The organism is Rhizobium sp. 62_C5_N11_2 (genome assembly GCF_051811185.1).
GTDB lineage: Bacteria > Pseudomonadota > Alphaproteobacteria > Rhizobiales > Rhizobiaceae > Rhizobium > Rhizobium leguminosarum.
Window position 1 is genome coordinate 1,347,334 of record NZ_JBPWPW010000001.1, and the last position, 14,890, is coordinate 1,362,223.

A 14,890-nucleotide genomic window follows, 5' to 3' on the forward strand; every position below is an offset into this window, starting at 1 on the left:
AGCATGGGCGGAGAGGAGACCGCCGCCCATGCTTTGAGCACCGTGCGTCGAATAGGACGCGTGAAGGACGCTCTATCACTTCGACGCACACATCCCCCCCCCGAAGATCGTTCCGATTTTCGAGGTTATGCGCTGGAGCCGTTAACGAACGTAGAAGGTTATGCTTCCATCGGCCGCCTGCTCGGCGTTGACCACATTGCGAATGTTGACACCTTCATTGTTGAGACGGTGGGCAAGCGACCTGTTGGCGTCGATCGACGCCTGGATGCCACGGATAGCCTCGCCGGAGCGCTGCGGTGCCGAGTGTGGGCCGCTCGTCTCGTCGTCGAAGTTGCGCCAGTTGTAAACCTCCTGGACATTGAAATCATTGCCCTGGAAGCCCCTGAGCGTCTGTTCGATGCCTTGAGGGGTGTTCATTCCGAGGCTTTCGGCCCGGCTGACGCCGGCAAAGGCGAGGGAGGAGAGAGCGGCAGCGAGGGTGATGGTGAGAACGCGGTGCATGATTTGTATCCTTTCATCTGCTTAGACGGTCGGCTGTCGTTGCAGGGGATCGTCTGCGTCACGACATGGAATTGGCGCTCTTCCTTCCGCGATTCAATGGGTTAAGCCACTGAAAATACGTTAAGAATTGTTCATGAAAACTGCCTTCGAATTGCCGCTTTCGAGGCATCGCGGAAAGTCGGTTTTGGAAGCTTGCCCAGCTGTGCATCCGTGGTGGTGCTATCCCCTTGCAGATATTTCCTCTTTCCCATTGCGGCATCGGGCGAAATTGCTTGCCATTCGGACGAAGGCATGTTTTGACCGCGGGCTGCCGAGTGGGAAAATGTCCCGCCAACCGAAGGTGAACCATGTCGAGAGAGACCGCTCCCCATATTTTGATCGTTGAGGCCCGCTTCTACGACGACATGGCCGACGCCCTGCTCGAAGGTGCGACCTTCGCATTGACAGAGGCCGGCGCCACCTTTGAGGTCGTCACCGTTCCCGGCGCACTGGAAATTCCGGCGGCGATTGCCATGTCGCTCGATGGAGACGACAATGGCGGAACGCATTATGACGGCTATGTCGCCCTCGGCATGGTCATTCGCGGCGAGACCTATCACTTCGATATCGTGTCGAATGAATCCTCGCGCGCCTTGATGGATCTCGCGGTCAGCGAGTCCCTTGCCATCGGCAACGGCATCCTGACCGTTGAAAACGATGAACAGGCCTGGGCGCGCGTGCGCCGCTCGGACAAGGACAAGGGCGGATTTGCCGCTCGTGCAGCTCTGACCATGATCGAGCTGAAGCAGAAACTGGGTGCATAACGAATGAACGACGACAAGACGGAACGGCCGGTCAAGACTGCAAACCAGCGGGGCGCTGCCCGTCTTGCTGCCGTTCAGGCACTTTATCAGATGGATGTCGGCGGCACCGGCGTTCTGGAGATCGTCGCCGAATACGAGGCGCACCGTCTTGGCCAGGAACTCGACGGCGCGACCTATCTGAAGGCCGATGCCGCCTGGTTCCGTTCCATCGTCTCCGGCGTCGTGCGCGATCAGGTCCGCCTCGATCCGCTGATTGCCGCAGCCCTGCAGGATGATTGGGCCTTATCGCGCCTCGACAGCACCGTGCGCGCCATCCTGCGCGCCGGCGTCTTCGAGATCACCGACCGCAAGGACGTTCCGGTGGCGGTCATCGTCACCGAATATGTCGAGATCGCCCAGGCATTCTTCGATGACGACGAGCCGAAGCTCGTCAACGCCGTGCTCGACCGCATCGCAAAGCAGGTTCGCGGCGAGGCGAAGAAATAAGTCTTTCGCCGCCAAATAATCCTCCCGCTTCTTTCTTCGCACCGCAATGGTTTTCGCCCGTTGCGGTCTTGACGCCACGTGATCGACCACGCAATCTCCGCAACGCTTAGCTGTGGCATTTCTGTGGAGAGGAAGGCGATTCGGCGGCGTATCTGCCGGAGAAGGAGTGATCTCCGGCCTATGGGAGGAAAGAGCGAAATGACGATTCTTTTATGCGTAATCGCATGCGGTCTGCTCTCGGTGGTTTATGCCGCCTGGGCAACCCGGTCGGTGCTTGCCGCCGATCAGGGCAATAGCCGCATGCAGGAGATCGCGGGCTATATCCGCGAAGGCGCTCAAGCCTATCTGACGCGCCAGTACAAAACCATTGCCATTGTCGGCGTTGTTGTTTTCATTTTGGCTTGGCTGCTTCTTTCCGCCGAGGCCGCGATCGGCTTCCTGATCGGCGCCGTGCTTTCCGGTGCTGCCGGTTTCATCGGCATGCACGTTTCCGTCCGCGCCAATGTGCGCACCGCCCAGGCGGCTTCCGTCAGCCTTTCCGCCGGCCTCGACATCGCCTTCAAGTCGGGTGCGATCACCGGCATGCTGGTGGCTGGCCTGGCGCTGCTCGGCGTCTCCATCTACTATACGGTCTTGACCGTCGGGCTCGGCCATGAGAGCGGCTCGCGCGAAGTCATCGATGCGCTGGTGGCGCTCGGCTTCGGCGCTTCGCTGATCTCGATCTTCGCCCGTCTCGGCGGCGGCATCTTCACCAAGGGCGCCGACGTCGGCGGCGATCTGGTCGGCAAGGTGGAAGCCGGCATTCCCGAAGACGATCCGCGCAACCCGGCAACGATTGCCGATAACGTCGGCGACAATGTCGGCGACTGCGCCGGCATGGCCGCCGACCTTTTCGAGACCTATGCGGTCTCTGTTGTCGCTACCATGGTTCTTGCCGCGATCTTCTTTGCCGGCGCGCCGATCCTCCAGTCTGCGATGGTCTATCCGCTGGCGATCTGTGGTGCCTGCATCATCACCTCGATTATCGGCACCTTCTTCGTCAAGCTCGGCTCGAACGGCTCGATCATGGGCGCTCTCTACAAGGGCCTCATCGTCACCGGCCTGCTGTCGATCGTCGGCCTTGGTGCTGCCACCTCGCTCACTATCGGCTGGGGATCGATCGGCTCCGTCGGAGGCACCGATATCTCAGGCGCGCACCTCTTCTTCTGCGGCATCGTCGGCCTCGTCGTCACTGCGCTGATCGTGGTGATCACCGAATATTATACCGGCACGGGCAAGCGTCCGGTCGTCTCGATCGCCCAGGCCTCGGTCACCGGTCATGGCACCAACGTCATCCAGGGTCTGGCCGTCTCACTGGAATCGACGGCGCTGCCGGCGATCGTCATCGTCGGCGGCATTCTCGCCACCTACCAGCTCGGCGGCCTGTTCGGCACCGGCATTGCGGTCACGGCGATGCTCGGCATCGCCGGAATGATCGTCGCGCTCGACGCCTTCGGACCGGTGACGGACAATGCCGGCGGTATCGCCGAAATGGCGCATCTGCCGCCGGAGGTGCGCAAATCCACTGATGCGCTCGATGCCGTCGGCAATACGACCAAGGCCGTCACCAAGGGTTATGCCATCGGCTCCGCCGGTCTCGGCGCCCTGGTTCTCTTCGCGGCCTACTCCTACGACCTCAAATATTTTGCAGCGAATGGCGACAAGTTCCCTTATTTCGCCGGCATCGGCGAAATTTCCTTCGATCTTTCCAACCCTTACGTGGTGGCGGGATTGATCTTCGGAGGTCTCATACCCTACCTCTTCGGTGGCATCGCTATGACCGCCGTCGGCCGTGCTGCCGGCGCGATCGTCGAGGAAGTGCGCCGTCAGTTCAAGGAAAAGCCCGGCATCATGCAAGGCACGGAAAAGCCGGATTACGGCAGGGCGGTCGACCTTTTGACCAAGGCCGCCATCCGCGAGATGATCGTGCCGTCGCTGCTGCCGGTGCTGGCGCCTATCGTCGTCTATTTCGGCGTTCTTCTCATCTCCGGTTCCAAGGCCTCCGCCTTTGCCGCCCTCGGCGCATCGCTGCTCGGCGTCATCATCAACGGCCTCTTCGTCGCTATCTCGATGACATCGGGCGGCGGCGCCTGGGACAATGCCAAGAAGAGCTTTGAAGACGGTTTCGTCGATAAGGACGGCGTGCGTCACATGAAGGGCTCGGATGCACACAAGGCCTCCGTCACCGGTGATACCGTCGGCGATCCTTACAAGGATACCGCCGGCCCTGCCGTCAACCCGGCGATCAAGATCACCAACATCGTCGCGCTGCTGTTGCTCGCCGTTCTCGCCGGATAAACAACGCCGCCTTGGCGTGGTGCACTTCACGCCGAAGCAGAGGCCATTACAGCGCCGCGCGTCTTTCTAGACGCGCAAAGGACGCTGTAACACTTTGAATGGCTGCATGATTTTATCCTTAAATCGATTCCGATTTAAGGAATCATGCAGTAAAAAACCCGCCGGAGCGATTGAACTGACCCCCGAAAGTTGGACATCCACCTTCGGGGGTTTTGCATGTCCAATCACAGCCTGGCTTTTAAGCTTTCTGTTGTGGAGTTTTATGAGAAGGGCGAGCGTAGTGCTCGGGAGGTCGGCGCGCACTTCGCGGTAGACCATGGGACGGTTCGCAAATGGGTAGCAAGCTATGAGGCGCATGGGGTTCCAGGTCTTGCGAAGAAGTTCAGCCACTACGATGCAGCATTCAAGCTATCGGTTCTCCAGCGGATGTGGAAGGATGGGCTCTCCTACCGCCAGACGGCGGCGCTGTTCGACATCCGCAATAAGGGTTGCCTTTCGGATTGGGAGCGACGCTACGAGACTGGTGGGATTGATGCACTGACCTCACGCCGCAAAGGAGGGCCCCGATCGATGTCCGAGCCGCCGATCCCCCGGGAGCCGCAAGCTTTGCAGAGCGACGAGGCGAAGAGCCGCGAAGAACTGCTGTCGGAACTGAACTATCTGCGCATGGAGAACGACTACCTAAAAAAACTCGAGGCCTTAACGCGCAAGCAACCAGCGCTCAAAAAGCGCAAGTCGTCCAGGCGTTAAGGCCACTCTATCCGCTTGACGACGTGCTGAAGCTTTCGGGCCTTTCCCGCAGCACGTTCTACTACCGGCAAAGGATGTCGCAGCTGGCCGACAGGCATGCTGCGCTCAAGGACAGGATCAAAGCCATCTTCGAGGCTCACAAGGGCTGCTACGGCTATCGCCGGGTGACGGCGGCGATCCGCCAGCTCGGGCAGACGGTCAATCATAAGACGGTCCAGCGCCTGATGGTCGAGATGGGATTGAAATCGCTGGTACGGCCGAAGAAATACCGCTCCTACAAAGGTGACGTCGGGCGCACAGCCCCCGACCTCGTCAAACGGCAGTTCACTGCGCAGGCAGCCAATCAGAAATGGGTCACCGACGTCACCGAGTTCAAGGTCGCCGGCGAGAAGCTCTATCTCTCGCCGGTCATGGACCTCTACAATGGCGAGATCATCGCCTACGAGACGACCACAAGGCCGGTCTTCAAACTGGTGGAAAGCATGTTGAACAAAGCCTTGAGCCGGCTGGGGAGCAATGACAAGCCGATCCTGCACTCCGATCAGGGATGGCACTACCAGATGCCAGCCTATCAGCGACAGCTTCAAAAATGCGGCATCGCCCAGAGCATGTCACGCAAAGGCAATTGCCTCGACAACGCCGCCATGGAAAGCTTCTTTGCCACTCTTAAATCCGAGCTCTTTCATCCCAATCGCTTCGTCAGCATCAAAAGCCTGAAAGACGGCATCGACGACTACATCCACTACTACAATCATCAGCGCATCAAGTTGAAACTCAAAGGGCTGAGCCCTGTGCAATACAGAACTCAGCCCTTAAATCTAACCAGCCTTTAAACCGTCCAACTTATTGGGGTCAGTTCAGATCCGGCGGGTTTTTCGTATGAGGCGTGTCCGATCAGCGCAGGCTGCTTGGGTTCTGCGGCGTGCCGCCGGCGCCACCGCCGAACAGGCTGCGGGCAGCACTCGCGGCGCTGCCGCCGGAAAGCATCTGTTGCAGGAAGGTGAGTTCTTTGCCGCCGGTCGGTGTGACGCGTCCGATCGTGTCGAACACCTTGCCGTCCTGCAGCGCATAGTTGGCACGGCGGCTGACGACGCCGTCCTTGTCGAAATAGATCGCCAGAACGCTCTGATCGACGACCTTCAGCTTCTGGAAGGCGACGGCACGCGTGCGCCGCTGCGAGATGTAATAGAAGACTTCGCCGTCGAAGGTCGCCGTCGTCGACGGCGTGCCCAGCGAAAGCAGCACCTGCTCGCGGCTGGAGCCTTCCGGAACGAGGTTCAGCGACTGCTGGTCGGCGACGTAGCCGCCATTGAGCACGGTGCTGGTCTGGCAACCGGAAAGAGCGGTGGTGGAGGCGATTATGAAGGCAATGGCCGCGCTGCTGAAGAATTTCACGTCAGACTTGAAATACCGTTTATTCAACGACATCTACTCCCTTGAGTGTCGATAGCAGCCATTTGGGGCCTTGCACGCTTTCCTCCTGCAAAACCATTGTGGCCATTCCGGGTCGAATTTCCCGAATTCGCTTCGCTGACGCATCGAAGGCGTCGTCCCGAAACAGGCCATGATCGGCATTGCAATTCGCGCCTGCTTCGGTAAACCAGCTTTCGAAATCATGCAACAAGGCCAGACGCCGGCCGGCATGAAGAATGAGGCATTTCCGGAAAAAACAATGATCTTCGGGCTCTTCCGCAAGAAAAACAACAATCAGGCGATCGTCGACAGGCAATATGCGGCCCTGACGGCGGCCGCACGCATGCCGGAGATCTATGAGCGGCTCAATGTGCCGGATACGGTCATGGGCCGTTTCGAGATGCTGTCGATTGCCATGATTCTGTTTTTTCGCCGCACGCGTGTTTCCGCCACCAGCGGCCAGGAGATCGCCCAGGAGATCGTCGACGCTTTCTTCCAGGATATCGACTATTCGATCCGCGAACTCGGCATCGGCGACAACAGCGTGCCGAAGCGCATGAAGAAGCTCGCCGGCATGTTTTACGGCCGGCTCGAAGCCTATTCGAAGGCGATGGACACAGGCGATGCCGAAGCCCTCGCTGTCGCTCTTCAGCGCAATATCTACCCCGAAACCTCGGCGCCTGCCGATATGACCGGCCTCGCCGGATGGATGATGGCCGCAGAATCGCATCTGTCCGCCGTCCCCGAAGAGGTGATCACCACCGGTTCGGTAACGCTCCCGGCGGTCGCCTGAAGGAGGAAACGATGAAGAACGCTCGGGACGATGTTCCCTTCTCCTATCAAGTCAAGGTCGGCCACATCTCGGCCAACCCCGTCGAGGTCCATGTCGAGGCCGACACCAGCGAACTGAAGGCGCTTGCCGAGACCTGGAACGTCGTCTCCGTCGACGATCTCAGCGCTGATCTGCAGATTGCCCGCTGGAAGCGCGACGGCGTGCGCATCAAGGGCCGCGTGCAGGCGAAGATCGTCCAGTCCTGCGTCGTGACGCTGGAGCCGGTCGAATCCGCCATCGACGAGAGCTTCGAGCAAATCTTCGTGCCGGAGGGTTCCAAGCTTGCCCGCCAGGCCGGCAACGACGCCGGCGAGATGCTGCTCGATCCCGACGGTCCTGATCTGCCTGAGACCTTTGTCGGCGATACGATCGACGCCGGCGAGGTGGTTGCCGAATTCGCCGCTCTCGCGATCGATCCCTATCCGCGCAAGGAGGGCATTGAGTTCGACGGCCATATCGAGGATAGCGGCGAGGGGGACAAAAAGCCCTCGGCTTTCGCAGCCCTCAAGGACTGGAAAAAGGACTGAAGCTCCTCTGGCATTTGACACAATTCAGTTGTAAGCGACGCCAAAACCGGTATTTTGGCCGAAATTTCGCCCTCGGCGAAAAGAAGGATCAGGGACGCGTGATCAGAATATCTCTCGACCTCATGGGTGGCGACTTTGGTCCCCAAGTTGTCATCCCCGGCGCCGCCAAGGCGCTGGATCGGCATCCGGATATTTCCTTCGTTCTCTATGGTCTCAAGGAACAGTGCGATCCGGTTCTCGCCAAGTTTCCGAAACTCAAGGAAAAATCGCTCTTTCACGATTGCGAGCTTGCCGTCGCCATGGATGAAAAGCCGAGCCAGGCGCTCCGCCGTGGCCGCTATATCTCCACCATGTGGCGCTCGATCGAGGCGGTGAAGACGGGTGACGCCGATGTCGCGGTCTCGGCCGGCAATACTGGCGCACTGATGGCGATGGCGAAATTCTGTCTGCGCACCATGGCCAATATCGAGCGTCCGGCGATCGCTGCGATCTGGCCGACGCTGAAGGGTGAGAGCATCGTGCTCGATGTTGGCGCGACGATCGGCGCCGACGCGCAGCAGCTGATGGATTTTGCCCTGATGGGCGGCGCCATGGCGCGCGCGCTTTTCGAGGTTGAACGTCCGACGGTCGGTCTCCTGAACGTCGGCGTCGAGGAGATGAAGGGCCAGGAAGAGGTCAAGGAAGCCGGCCGGCTGTTGCGCGAGGCGAACATCGATTCGCTCGAATATTCCGGCTTCGTCGAGGGCAACGACCTTGGCAAGGGCACGGTCGACGTCGTCGTCACCGAAGGATTTTCCGGCAATATCGCCCTGAAGACCGCCGAAGGCACCGCCAAGCAGATCGGCGAATATCTGCGTGCCGCCATGTCGCGCACGTTGCTGGCCCGCATCGGTTACCTGTTCGCAAAAAGCGCCTTCGACATGCTTCGCGAGAAGCTCGATCCCAGCAAGGTCAATGGCGGCGTGTTTCTCGGGTTGAACGGCATCGTCATCAAGAGCCATGGCGGGGCGAATGCCGAAGGCATCGCCGCCGCCATTGAAGTCGGCTACGACATGGCCAAGAACGGCCTCAATCAGAAAATAGAAAACGATCTTAAGAAATATCACGCCAAGCGGCTGCCCCCGATGGGCCCGGAAGCGGCATGAGCGATGGGGTTCAATCAAAGATGATCCGTTCAGTGGTTCGCGGGTTCGGAGCAGCGCTTCCGAAGCGCGTGATAACCAATCGTGACATGGAGGCCATCGTCGACACATCGGACGAATGGATCGTCCAGCGCACCGGCATCCGCCAGCGTTATGTCGCCGGCGATGACGAAACGACGGCGTCGCTCGGCGAGGCCGCCGCACGCGCAGCCCTTGCCAATGGCGGCCTGACGCCTGCCGATATCGATCTTGTCATCTGCGCCACCTCGACGCCGGACAACACGTTTCCCGCAACGTCGGTCAACATCCAGAACCGCCTCGGCATGAGCCATGGCTTCGCCTTCGACGTCCAGGCCGTCTGCACCGGTTTCGTCTATGCGGTTACCACAGCGGATGCCTATATCCGCGGCGGGCTTGCCAAGCGCGTTCTCGTCATCGGCGCCGAAACATTTTCGCGCATTCTCGACTGGAACGACCGCACCACCTGCGTGCTTTTCGGCGACGGTGCCGGCGCGATCATACTCGAAGCGACCGAAGGCGAGGGCACCGTTGCCGATCGCGGCGTGCTGACCGCACATCTGCGTTCCGACGGCTCGCACAAGGAAAAGCTCTATGTCGATGGCGGACCGTCGACGACGGGCACTGTCGGCAAGCTGCGCATGGAAGGCCGCGAGGTCTTCAAATACGCTGTCGGCATGATCACCGACGTTATCCAGGCGGCATTCGATTCGACCGGCACCACCGCCGATGACCTCGACTGGCTGGTGCCGCATCAGGCCAATCGCCGCATTATCGACGGTTCGGCGAAGAAGCTGAACATCGATGCCGCGAAGGTGGTCATCACCGTCGATCTGCACGGCAATACGTCGGCCGCCTCGATCCCGTTGGCACTTGCGACCGCTGCCGGCGACGGCCGCATCAAGAAGGGCGACCTGGTGATGCTCGAAGCGATGGGCGGCGGCTTTACCTGGGGTGCGGTTCTGCTGCGCTGGTAGGCACGAATCCTAAAAAACTGGCGGCGAACAAGAGCTTGACCGTAAGGCGCAAGACAAATACTCTTCGTGCGATTTCACAAAATATTTTGTATGGGCGGGGAAACCATGACCGGAAAGACAGTGACGCGAGCAGACCTGGCGGAATCCGTTTTCCGAAAGGTCGGGCTGTCCCGGACCGAATCTGCCGAACTGGTCGAAACCGTCATCGACGAGATCTGCAACGCCATCGTGCGTGGTGAAACCGTCAAGCTTTCTTCCTTTGCCACCTTTCAGGTGCGCGACAAGAACGAGCGAATCGGCCGCAATCCGAAGACCGGCGAGGAGGTTCCGATTTCCCCCCGCCGGGTCATGACCTTCAAGGCGTCGAACGTGCTGAAGACGCGCATCCTCAAGGCGCATGTCGCTCGCAAGATCAAGCTGAAGCCTCTGAATCCGGCTCCCTGATATCGGCATCTCGTTTCGGAACGGCGTTTTTTTCTCTCTCGCACTGTCCATCCTTGTGCGCAACGTCGAGACATGACTTGAATTGTCGGCGCCAAACCGTTGAAATATGATGAGTCGCCGTTGGATCGAGCCGCGAGGTCGCGTAGCAGTATGACGTTGGACAAGAGCCCCGATGCCTTTCGCACTATCAGCGAAGTCGCAGACGATCTTGATCTGCCGCAGCATGTGCTGCGCTTCTGGGAGACGCGTTTCCCCCAGATAAAACCGATGAAGCGCGGCGGCGGCCGTCGCTACTACCGGCCGGAAGATGTGGATCTCCTCAAGGGCATCCGGCATTTGCTCTATGATCATGGCTATACGATCAAGGGTGTGCAGAAGCTTCTGAAGACCAACGGCAACAAGTTCGTCATATCAGTCGGTCATGGCGACCTCGCCAGCGTCGAGGCGCTTGCGTCGGGCGTGCAGGATACGGCTGGCGGGGAACCGCGCGTCGGCATGGCCGACGAAGACCAGATTGTCGGCCGCGCCAAGCCGCCGATCACCCGCCGGTTCTTCAATTTCGTCGCTGGAGACGACGAGCAGGAAGTCTCGATCGGCAAGTCGAGCGTCGGCAAGGAAGACAGGGCGCTGCTGCAGGAGGCGCTCTACGACCTCCTGGAATGCAAGCGTCTGCTCGATCAGGTGCGCTGAACAGGAGCTCAGGCTTCGGTAAGCCGCTTCATCGCCTGTTCGAGTTCGCTGAGCTGGAAGGGTTTTTGCAGCACGGGCAACGTGCTTGGGCTGCTGCCATCAGGTGCAGTGCCATATCCCGTCGCGTAGAGATAGGGCTTGCCGCGTTCGTCGAGCAGCTTTGCGACCGGCAGCGAACTCTGCCCGGCAAGCGAGACGTCGAGGATTGCAGCGTCGAACTCCGTATCCCTGGCGGTTGCCAGCGCCCGCTCCAGATCGGGCGCGCTGGCGCAGACCCGGTAACCCAGATCGGCAAGCATGTCCTCGAGCAGCATGGCAATCAGCGCGTCGTCTTCGACGATGAATATGTCTTTCATGATCCCGTCCACCCATTTCCCCTCGCCGGGCATGGAGATTTATGTGGACCGCTTGCACCGCTCGTCAAGACGTCGTGCCCGGCACTGCAAGAAACAGCATATTGCCCGGTGAAATTTGATGTGCAAAAGCTGGGATGCCGTCTCTGCAACGGCGACTGCATAATTCCTTAAATCGGAATCGATCTCTGGATAAAATTATGCAGTTATCCAAAGTGTTACAGCGTCCTTTGCGCGTCTGAAAAGACATGGCGGCGCTGTAAGAAGGGGTGTCGAATGGATTTGCTGAGTGCCACGGATTGGCTGCGTCACAGGCCGGGTTTTACCTATCCGCTGGCCGTTGCCTTCGTTGGCCTGACCTTTCTTCTGAGGCTTGCCGCCAGCGACACTCTCTCCGGCTTTCCCTTCCTCAGCTTCCTTCCGGCGATATTGCTGGCGAGTTTCATAGGCGGGGCCGGGCCGGGTCTGGTTGCGGCCTTGCTTGCCGCTTTCATCGTCCAGCAGTTTTTCGTCGAGCCGCACAACATCTTCTGGCCGGTCAGCGCCGGCCAATGGGTCGGTCTTTCCACTTATCTCGTCAATGCCGCGATCATCGTCGGCCTGATGGAGATGATCATTATCGCACATGAGCGGCAGAGCCGCCTTCGCAGTGAGCTCAACAGCTTCAACACGCGCCTCGAAGAGACAGTCGTCCAGCGCACTGCCGAGCTCAGGCACGAGATGGAAGAGAATGCCGCGGCTCAGGCGCAGGTCCGCCAGTTGCAGAAGATGGAGACGATTGGTCAGCTGACCGGCGGCGTCGCTCATGACTTCAACAACATGTTGGCGATCATCATCGGCAACCTCGACCTCGCCCAGCGGCGCCTGAGCGGCAGCGAGGATCCCCGCCTGCTTTACTCCATCCAGAATGCCAAAGACGGCGCGCAGAGGGCGGCGGTACTGACCGCGCGTCTTCTCGCTTTCTCGCGCCAGCAGCCGCTCGCCCCTGAGGTGATCGACCTTAACAAGCTGGTCGGCGGCATGTCTGAGCTATTGCGGCGCACGCTCGGTGAGCAGATCCGGATCGAGACCGTGCTTGCCGGCGGTCTGTGGCCGAGCTTTGCCGATTTGAGCCAGCTCGAGAATGCCATCCTGAACCTTGCCGTCAACGCTCGCGACGCTATGCCGGGCGGCGGAAATCTGACGATCGAGACCGCCAATACCGAACTCGACGAGCGATATTCGCGCATGCATTCGGAGGTCGAGGCGGGCCAATATGTAATGGTCAGCATGACTGACACTGGCACCGGCATGTCGCCGGAGGTGATCGAGCGCGCCTTCGACCCTTTCTATACGACCAAGGGACCCGGCAAAGGCACCGGCCTCGGCCTCAGCCAGGTTTACGGCTACATCAAGCAGAGCGGCGGCCACATCAAGATCTATTCAGAGATCGACAGGGGCACGACGGTGAAGATCTATCTTCCCCGTCATGTCGGCGCGACGGACGCCCGGTCGGGCGCCGCCGGCACCCAGCCGATTCCTCACGGCAGCGTCAATGATACGATCCTGGTGGTGGAAGACGACGAGCACGTCCGCACCATGACGGCCGAAAGCCTGCATGAACTCGGTTACACCGTATTGCAGGCAGCAAGCGGCATAGAGGCGCTTCTGTTGCTCGAAGAAAATCCGGAGGTCGATTTGATCTTCACCGATATCGTCATGCCGCAGATGAGCGGACGCCAGCTTGCCGATGTCGTCCAGGAAAAATGGCCGACGATTCGGATCCTTTACACCACGGGTTACACCCGCAACGCCATCGTCCACAATGGTGTGCTCGATCATGGCGTTTCCCTGCTCGCGAAGCCCTTCAGTCTGGAGCAGCTGGCTCATAAGATCCGCGAACTTTTGAATGTACCGGCGAGGGTGGGAGACGAGCGGGCGTGAAGCCGGAATACGGCCGCACGTCCACAATTCCCGATCGTGTTATTCCAGCACCTGGATGATGCGGTGGGTCTTCGGCTCGACGATAACGCGCCGCTCATTGACGACGGTATAGCCGTAACCGTCCATGTCAGGCACGGTGTGCACTTCGACGGTATCGGGCAGCGTCGTGCCAACCACGATATCGCCGTCATAGACGACGGACGGCGTGTTTTGCTCCATCACATAGGTGCGCACTTCGCCGGGCAATACGACGGAGCCGGTCGGTGCGGGATCTGTGACGATGACGGTGCTCTGCGCGAAGGCGGCGGAGCTGATGGTCAGTATGGCGGCCGCAGCCAGCATGGTCTTGCGCATGGGATGTTCTCCTTTTCCTACCCCAGACATCAAGGCAACGCCGGCCATGCGGCATAGTTCCCAACGGGCTTTTCGCCCAGCGGAAGACAGGCGCAATCAAAGCAATTAAGTTGCTGCTAAATTGATTTCCACATCATTGGGTTGAGTTGTCCGAATAACGTTCAGTGAGAGTTCGTCCGGTGACATCAGCGGCCGGTTCTTTACTCTTCGTTAACCATGTTGGCGATTTATGTCGGATGAACGGCCAGGTGGTCGTTGATTCGAAGGTCCGTCGCGTTTCGGTTTGCGAATGGATATCTGAAAAGGCGATTGCGGCTCGAGACATGCGCTTGCGGAAGACGATATCGCTGGTGGCAGTGGCTGGCATGATGGCCGGCTGCACATCGACGGGCGGTGTGCGCCAGCCTTCCGGGCCGGAAACCGTGGCGCCGGAAAAAGCGCTGGTCCTGCCGCCGCCGGGCGGTCCGTCGATCGTCAGTGTTGTCGAGCGCAAGCGTGGAAACGGCGTCGAGCAGACGATCTCGCTGTTTACGTCATCGTCCGTGCCCGGTCAGAATTTCCTGAAGGTCCAGTTCTTCGGCGCTTCCGGGGCTAATCCCGGCACCGGCAACGCTGGCTTCAGCATGATCAACGAGAGCGGCATTGCCCGCGAGGTGGCCCGTTCGGCCCCTAGCGTGCCGATGGCGACGTCGGCGACCTTCCTGCAGAACGCCTATGGCCCCTTCGGTTACGCCTCCGGCCGCAGCCGGGCCGGCGACACCTGCGTCTATGCCTGGCAGCAGATCCGCTCGAGCACTGCTGCCAATACCCAGGCGCGCAATTTCGGCATGATCCAGCTGCGCCTGCGCCTTTGCGATGCGAGGGCGAGCGAGCGCCAGCTGCTCGGCATCGTCTATGGTTACACCATATCAGGCACCTTCGATGGCGTGGTCTGGAACCCTTACGGCAATCCGCCGTCCGCCGACGGTGCGCTCGGACGCACCGGCGAGCCGATCTATCCCGACAAGGGCGGTTATCGCGCCAGCCCGATGCCGATCGGCTACGAGCCGGCGCCGGCCATAGTCAGCCGGCCGCGGGCAGCTGCCGTTCGCAGCGCCTCGACCTCGCAACCGGCTCAAGGCGTCGCATCGGTGCCTGCACCCATCGGCCCGCGCGTGCCGCTGCCGGGCGAGCCGCCGCAGACGAGCGCAAGGCCGGATGCGGCCGCCGCGCCAATCGAACAATCGGTAAGGGCGATCGGCGTCACCGTGCCTTCGCCGGACTGCATAGGCGACGCGGCCATGACGGCTGCCTGCCGGAGATAGAGCATGCATGCCCGCGGGCGCCAGTTGGTGCCCCGG

The 14,890-nt window shown here is 60.2% G+C and carries 16 protein-coding genes; 12 read left to right on the forward strand and 4 right to left on the reverse strand.

Annotated elements, in window-relative coordinates:
* Positions 1-141: 141 nt before the first annotated feature.
* A complete protein-coding gene (locus AB8B31_RS06840; RefSeq protein WP_018447475.1) occupies positions 142-501 on the reverse strand; it encodes a hypothetical protein in 360 nt (119 codons plus the stop codon).
* A 347-nt stretch (positions 502-848) separates the two neighbouring features.
* Between AB8B31_RS06840 and ribH the strand changes: the two genes are divergently transcribed.
* The 4 genes from ribH to AB8B31_RS06860 all read left to right on the forward strand — a co-directional run bounded on the left by ribH (position 849) and on the right by AB8B31_RS06860 (position 5,710).
* Positions 849-1,304, forward strand: a complete 456-nt coding sequence (ribH, locus tag AB8B31_RS06845; RefSeq protein ID WP_017959877.1) for a 6,7-dimethyl-8-ribityllumazine synthase — start codon at positions 849-851, stop codon at positions 1,302-1,304.
* Positions 1,305-1,307: 3 nt separating this feature from the next.
* Entirely contained in the window at positions 1,308-1,790 is a 483-nt protein-coding gene (gene nusB, locus AB8B31_RS06850) for a transcription antitermination factor NusB (protein ID WP_018241520.1), read from the forward strand.
* A gap of 198 nt (positions 1,791-1,988) precedes the next feature.
* Complete coding sequence (locus tag AB8B31_RS06855; protein WP_112906521.1) at positions 1,989-4,127, forward strand: sodium-translocating pyrophosphatase; 2,139 nt, start codon at positions 1,989-1,991, stop codon at positions 4,125-4,127.
* 216 nt (positions 4,128-4,343) lie between these two features.
* A protein-coding gene (locus AB8B31_RS06860) for an IS3 family transposase (protein WP_370090368.1) occupies positions 4,344-5,710 on the forward strand; the annotation gives its coding sequence in 2 pieces (ribosomal slippage) (positions 4,344-4,821 and positions 4,821-5,710; 1,368 coding nt in all).
* A gap of 61 nt (positions 5,711-5,771) precedes the next feature.
* Here AB8B31_RS06860 and AB8B31_RS06865 read toward each other — a convergent pair.
* Positions 5,772-6,305, reverse strand: a complete 534-nt coding sequence (locus tag AB8B31_RS06865) for an outer membrane protein assembly factor BamE (protein WP_003547220.1) — start codon at positions 6,303-6,305, stop codon at positions 5,772-5,774.
* A 136-nt stretch (positions 6,306-6,441) separates the two neighbouring features.
* Between AB8B31_RS06865 and AB8B31_RS06870 the strand changes: the two genes are divergently transcribed.
* From AB8B31_RS06870 to AB8B31_RS06895, 6 genes are all read left to right on the forward strand, one after another.
* On the forward strand, positions 6,442-7,083 hold the full coding sequence (locus tag AB8B31_RS06870; protein ID WP_130728961.1) for a ubiquinol-cytochrome C chaperone family protein: 642 nt from the start codon (positions 6,442-6,444) through the stop codon (positions 7,081-7,083).
* Positions 7,084-7,094: 11 nt separating this feature from the next.
* Entirely contained in the window at positions 7,095-7,649 is a 555-nt protein-coding gene (locus AB8B31_RS06875) for a YceD family protein (protein ID WP_018447478.1), read from the forward strand.
* Between the two features lie 98 nt (positions 7,650-7,747).
* Positions 7,748-8,794: a phosphate acyltransferase PlsX gene (gene plsX, locus AB8B31_RS06880; RefSeq protein WP_020397442.1), complete on the forward strand. Its 1,047-nt coding sequence runs from the start codon at positions 7,748-7,750 to the stop codon at positions 8,792-8,794.
* Positions 8,795-8,814: 20 nt separating this feature from the next.
* The gene (locus AB8B31_RS06885) at positions 8,815-9,786 is read left to right on the forward strand and encodes a beta-ketoacyl-ACP synthase III (RefSeq protein ID WP_026230843.1); all 972 of its coding nucleotides are present in this window, start codon (positions 8,815-8,817) and stop codon (positions 9,784-9,786) included.
* 105 nt (positions 9,787-9,891) lie between these two features.
* Complete coding sequence (locus AB8B31_RS06890) at positions 9,892-10,230, forward strand: integration host factor subunit alpha (RefSeq protein ID WP_018241528.1); 339 nt, start codon at positions 9,892-9,894, stop codon at positions 10,228-10,230.
* Between the two features lie 150 nt (positions 10,231-10,380).
* A complete protein-coding gene (locus AB8B31_RS06895) occupies positions 10,381-10,920 on the forward strand; it encodes a MerR family transcriptional regulator (RefSeq protein WP_018447481.1) in 540 nt (179 codons plus the stop codon).
* Positions 10,921-10,928: 8 nt separating this feature from the next.
* On the opposite strand, the gene AB8B31_RS06900 is transcribed toward AB8B31_RS06895, so the two are convergent.
* Positions 10,929-11,276: a response regulator gene (locus AB8B31_RS06900; protein WP_018447482.1), complete on the reverse strand. Its 348-nt coding sequence runs from the start codon at positions 11,274-11,276 to the stop codon at positions 10,929-10,931.
* A 273-nt stretch (positions 11,277-11,549) separates the two neighbouring features.
* Here AB8B31_RS06900 and AB8B31_RS06905 point away from each other — a divergent pair, with 273 nt between their 5' ends.
* Complete coding sequence (locus AB8B31_RS06905; RefSeq protein ID WP_131703109.1) at positions 11,550-13,196, forward strand: ATP-binding protein; 1,647 nt, start codon at positions 11,550-11,552, stop codon at positions 13,194-13,196.
* A gap of 39 nt (positions 13,197-13,235) precedes the next feature.
* Here AB8B31_RS06905 and AB8B31_RS06910 read toward each other — a convergent pair whose 3' ends face one another.
* Positions 13,236-13,550: a DUF1236 domain-containing protein gene (locus tag AB8B31_RS06910; protein ID WP_018070485.1), complete on the reverse strand. Its 315-nt coding sequence runs from the start codon at positions 13,548-13,550 to the stop codon at positions 13,236-13,238.
* A gap of 323 nt (positions 13,551-13,873) precedes the next feature.
* Here AB8B31_RS06910 and bcsN point away from each other — a divergent pair, with 323 nt between their 5' ends.
* Positions 13,874-14,854 carry a cellulose biosynthesis protein BcsN gene (gene bcsN / locus AB8B31_RS06915; protein ID WP_047621649.1) on the forward strand — a complete coding sequence of 327 codons (981 nt, stop codon included), beginning with the start codon at positions 13,874-13,876 and terminating at the stop codon, positions 14,852-14,854.
* Positions 14,855-14,890: the final 36 nt, after the last annotated feature.

What these genes read in the sequence shown, in the direction of transcription:
- AB8B31_RS06840 (WP_018447475.1), bottom strand. Translation starts at nt 501, where the DNA reads ATGCACCGCGTTCTCACCATCACCCTCGCTGCCGCTCTCTCCTCCCTC.
- ribH (WP_017959877.1), top strand. Translation starts at nt 849, where the DNA reads ATGTCGAGAGAGACCGCTCCCCATATTTTGATCGTTGAGGCCCGCTTC.
- nusB (WP_018241520.1), top strand. Translation starts at nt 1,308, where the DNA reads ATGAACGACGACAAGACGGAACGGCCGGTCAAGACTGCAAACCAGCGG.
- AB8B31_RS06855 (WP_112906521.1), top strand. Translation starts at nt 1,989, where the DNA reads ATGACGATTCTTTTATGCGTAATCGCATGCGGTCTGCTCTCGGTGGTT.
- AB8B31_RS06865 (WP_003547220.1), bottom strand. Translation starts at nt 6,305, where the DNA reads ATGTCGTTGAATAAACGGTATTTCAAGTCTGACGTGAAATTCTTCAGC.
- AB8B31_RS06870 (WP_130728961.1), top strand. Translation starts at nt 6,442, where the DNA reads ATGATCGGCATTGCAATTCGCGCCTGCTTCGGTAAACCAGCTTTCGAA.
- AB8B31_RS06875 (WP_018447478.1), top strand. Translation starts at nt 7,095, where the DNA reads ATGAAGAACGCTCGGGACGATGTTCCCTTCTCCTATCAAGTCAAGGTC.
- AB8B31_RS06885 (WP_026230843.1), top strand. Translation starts at nt 8,815, where the DNA reads ATGATCCGTTCAGTGGTTCGCGGGTTCGGAGCAGCGCTTCCGAAGCGC.
- AB8B31_RS06890 (WP_018241528.1), top strand. Translation starts at nt 9,892, where the DNA reads ATGACCGGAAAGACAGTGACGCGAGCAGACCTGGCGGAATCCGTTTTC.
- AB8B31_RS06895 (WP_018447481.1), top strand. Translation starts at nt 10,381, where the DNA reads ATGACGTTGGACAAGAGCCCCGATGCCTTTCGCACTATCAGCGAAGTC.
- AB8B31_RS06900 (WP_018447482.1), bottom strand. Translation starts at nt 11,276, where the DNA reads ATGAAAGACATATTCATCGTCGAAGACGACGCGCTGATTGCCATGCTG.
- AB8B31_RS06905 (WP_131703109.1), top strand. Translation starts at nt 11,550, where the DNA reads ATGGATTTGCTGAGTGCCACGGATTGGCTGCGTCACAGGCCGGGTTTT.
- AB8B31_RS06910 (WP_018070485.1), bottom strand. Translation starts at nt 13,550, where the DNA reads ATGCGCAAGACCATGCTGGCTGCGGCCGCCATACTGACCATCAGCTCC.
- bcsN (WP_047621649.1), top strand. Translation starts at nt 13,874, where the DNA reads ATGCGCTTGCGGAAGACGATATCGCTGGTGGCAGTGGCTGGCATGATG.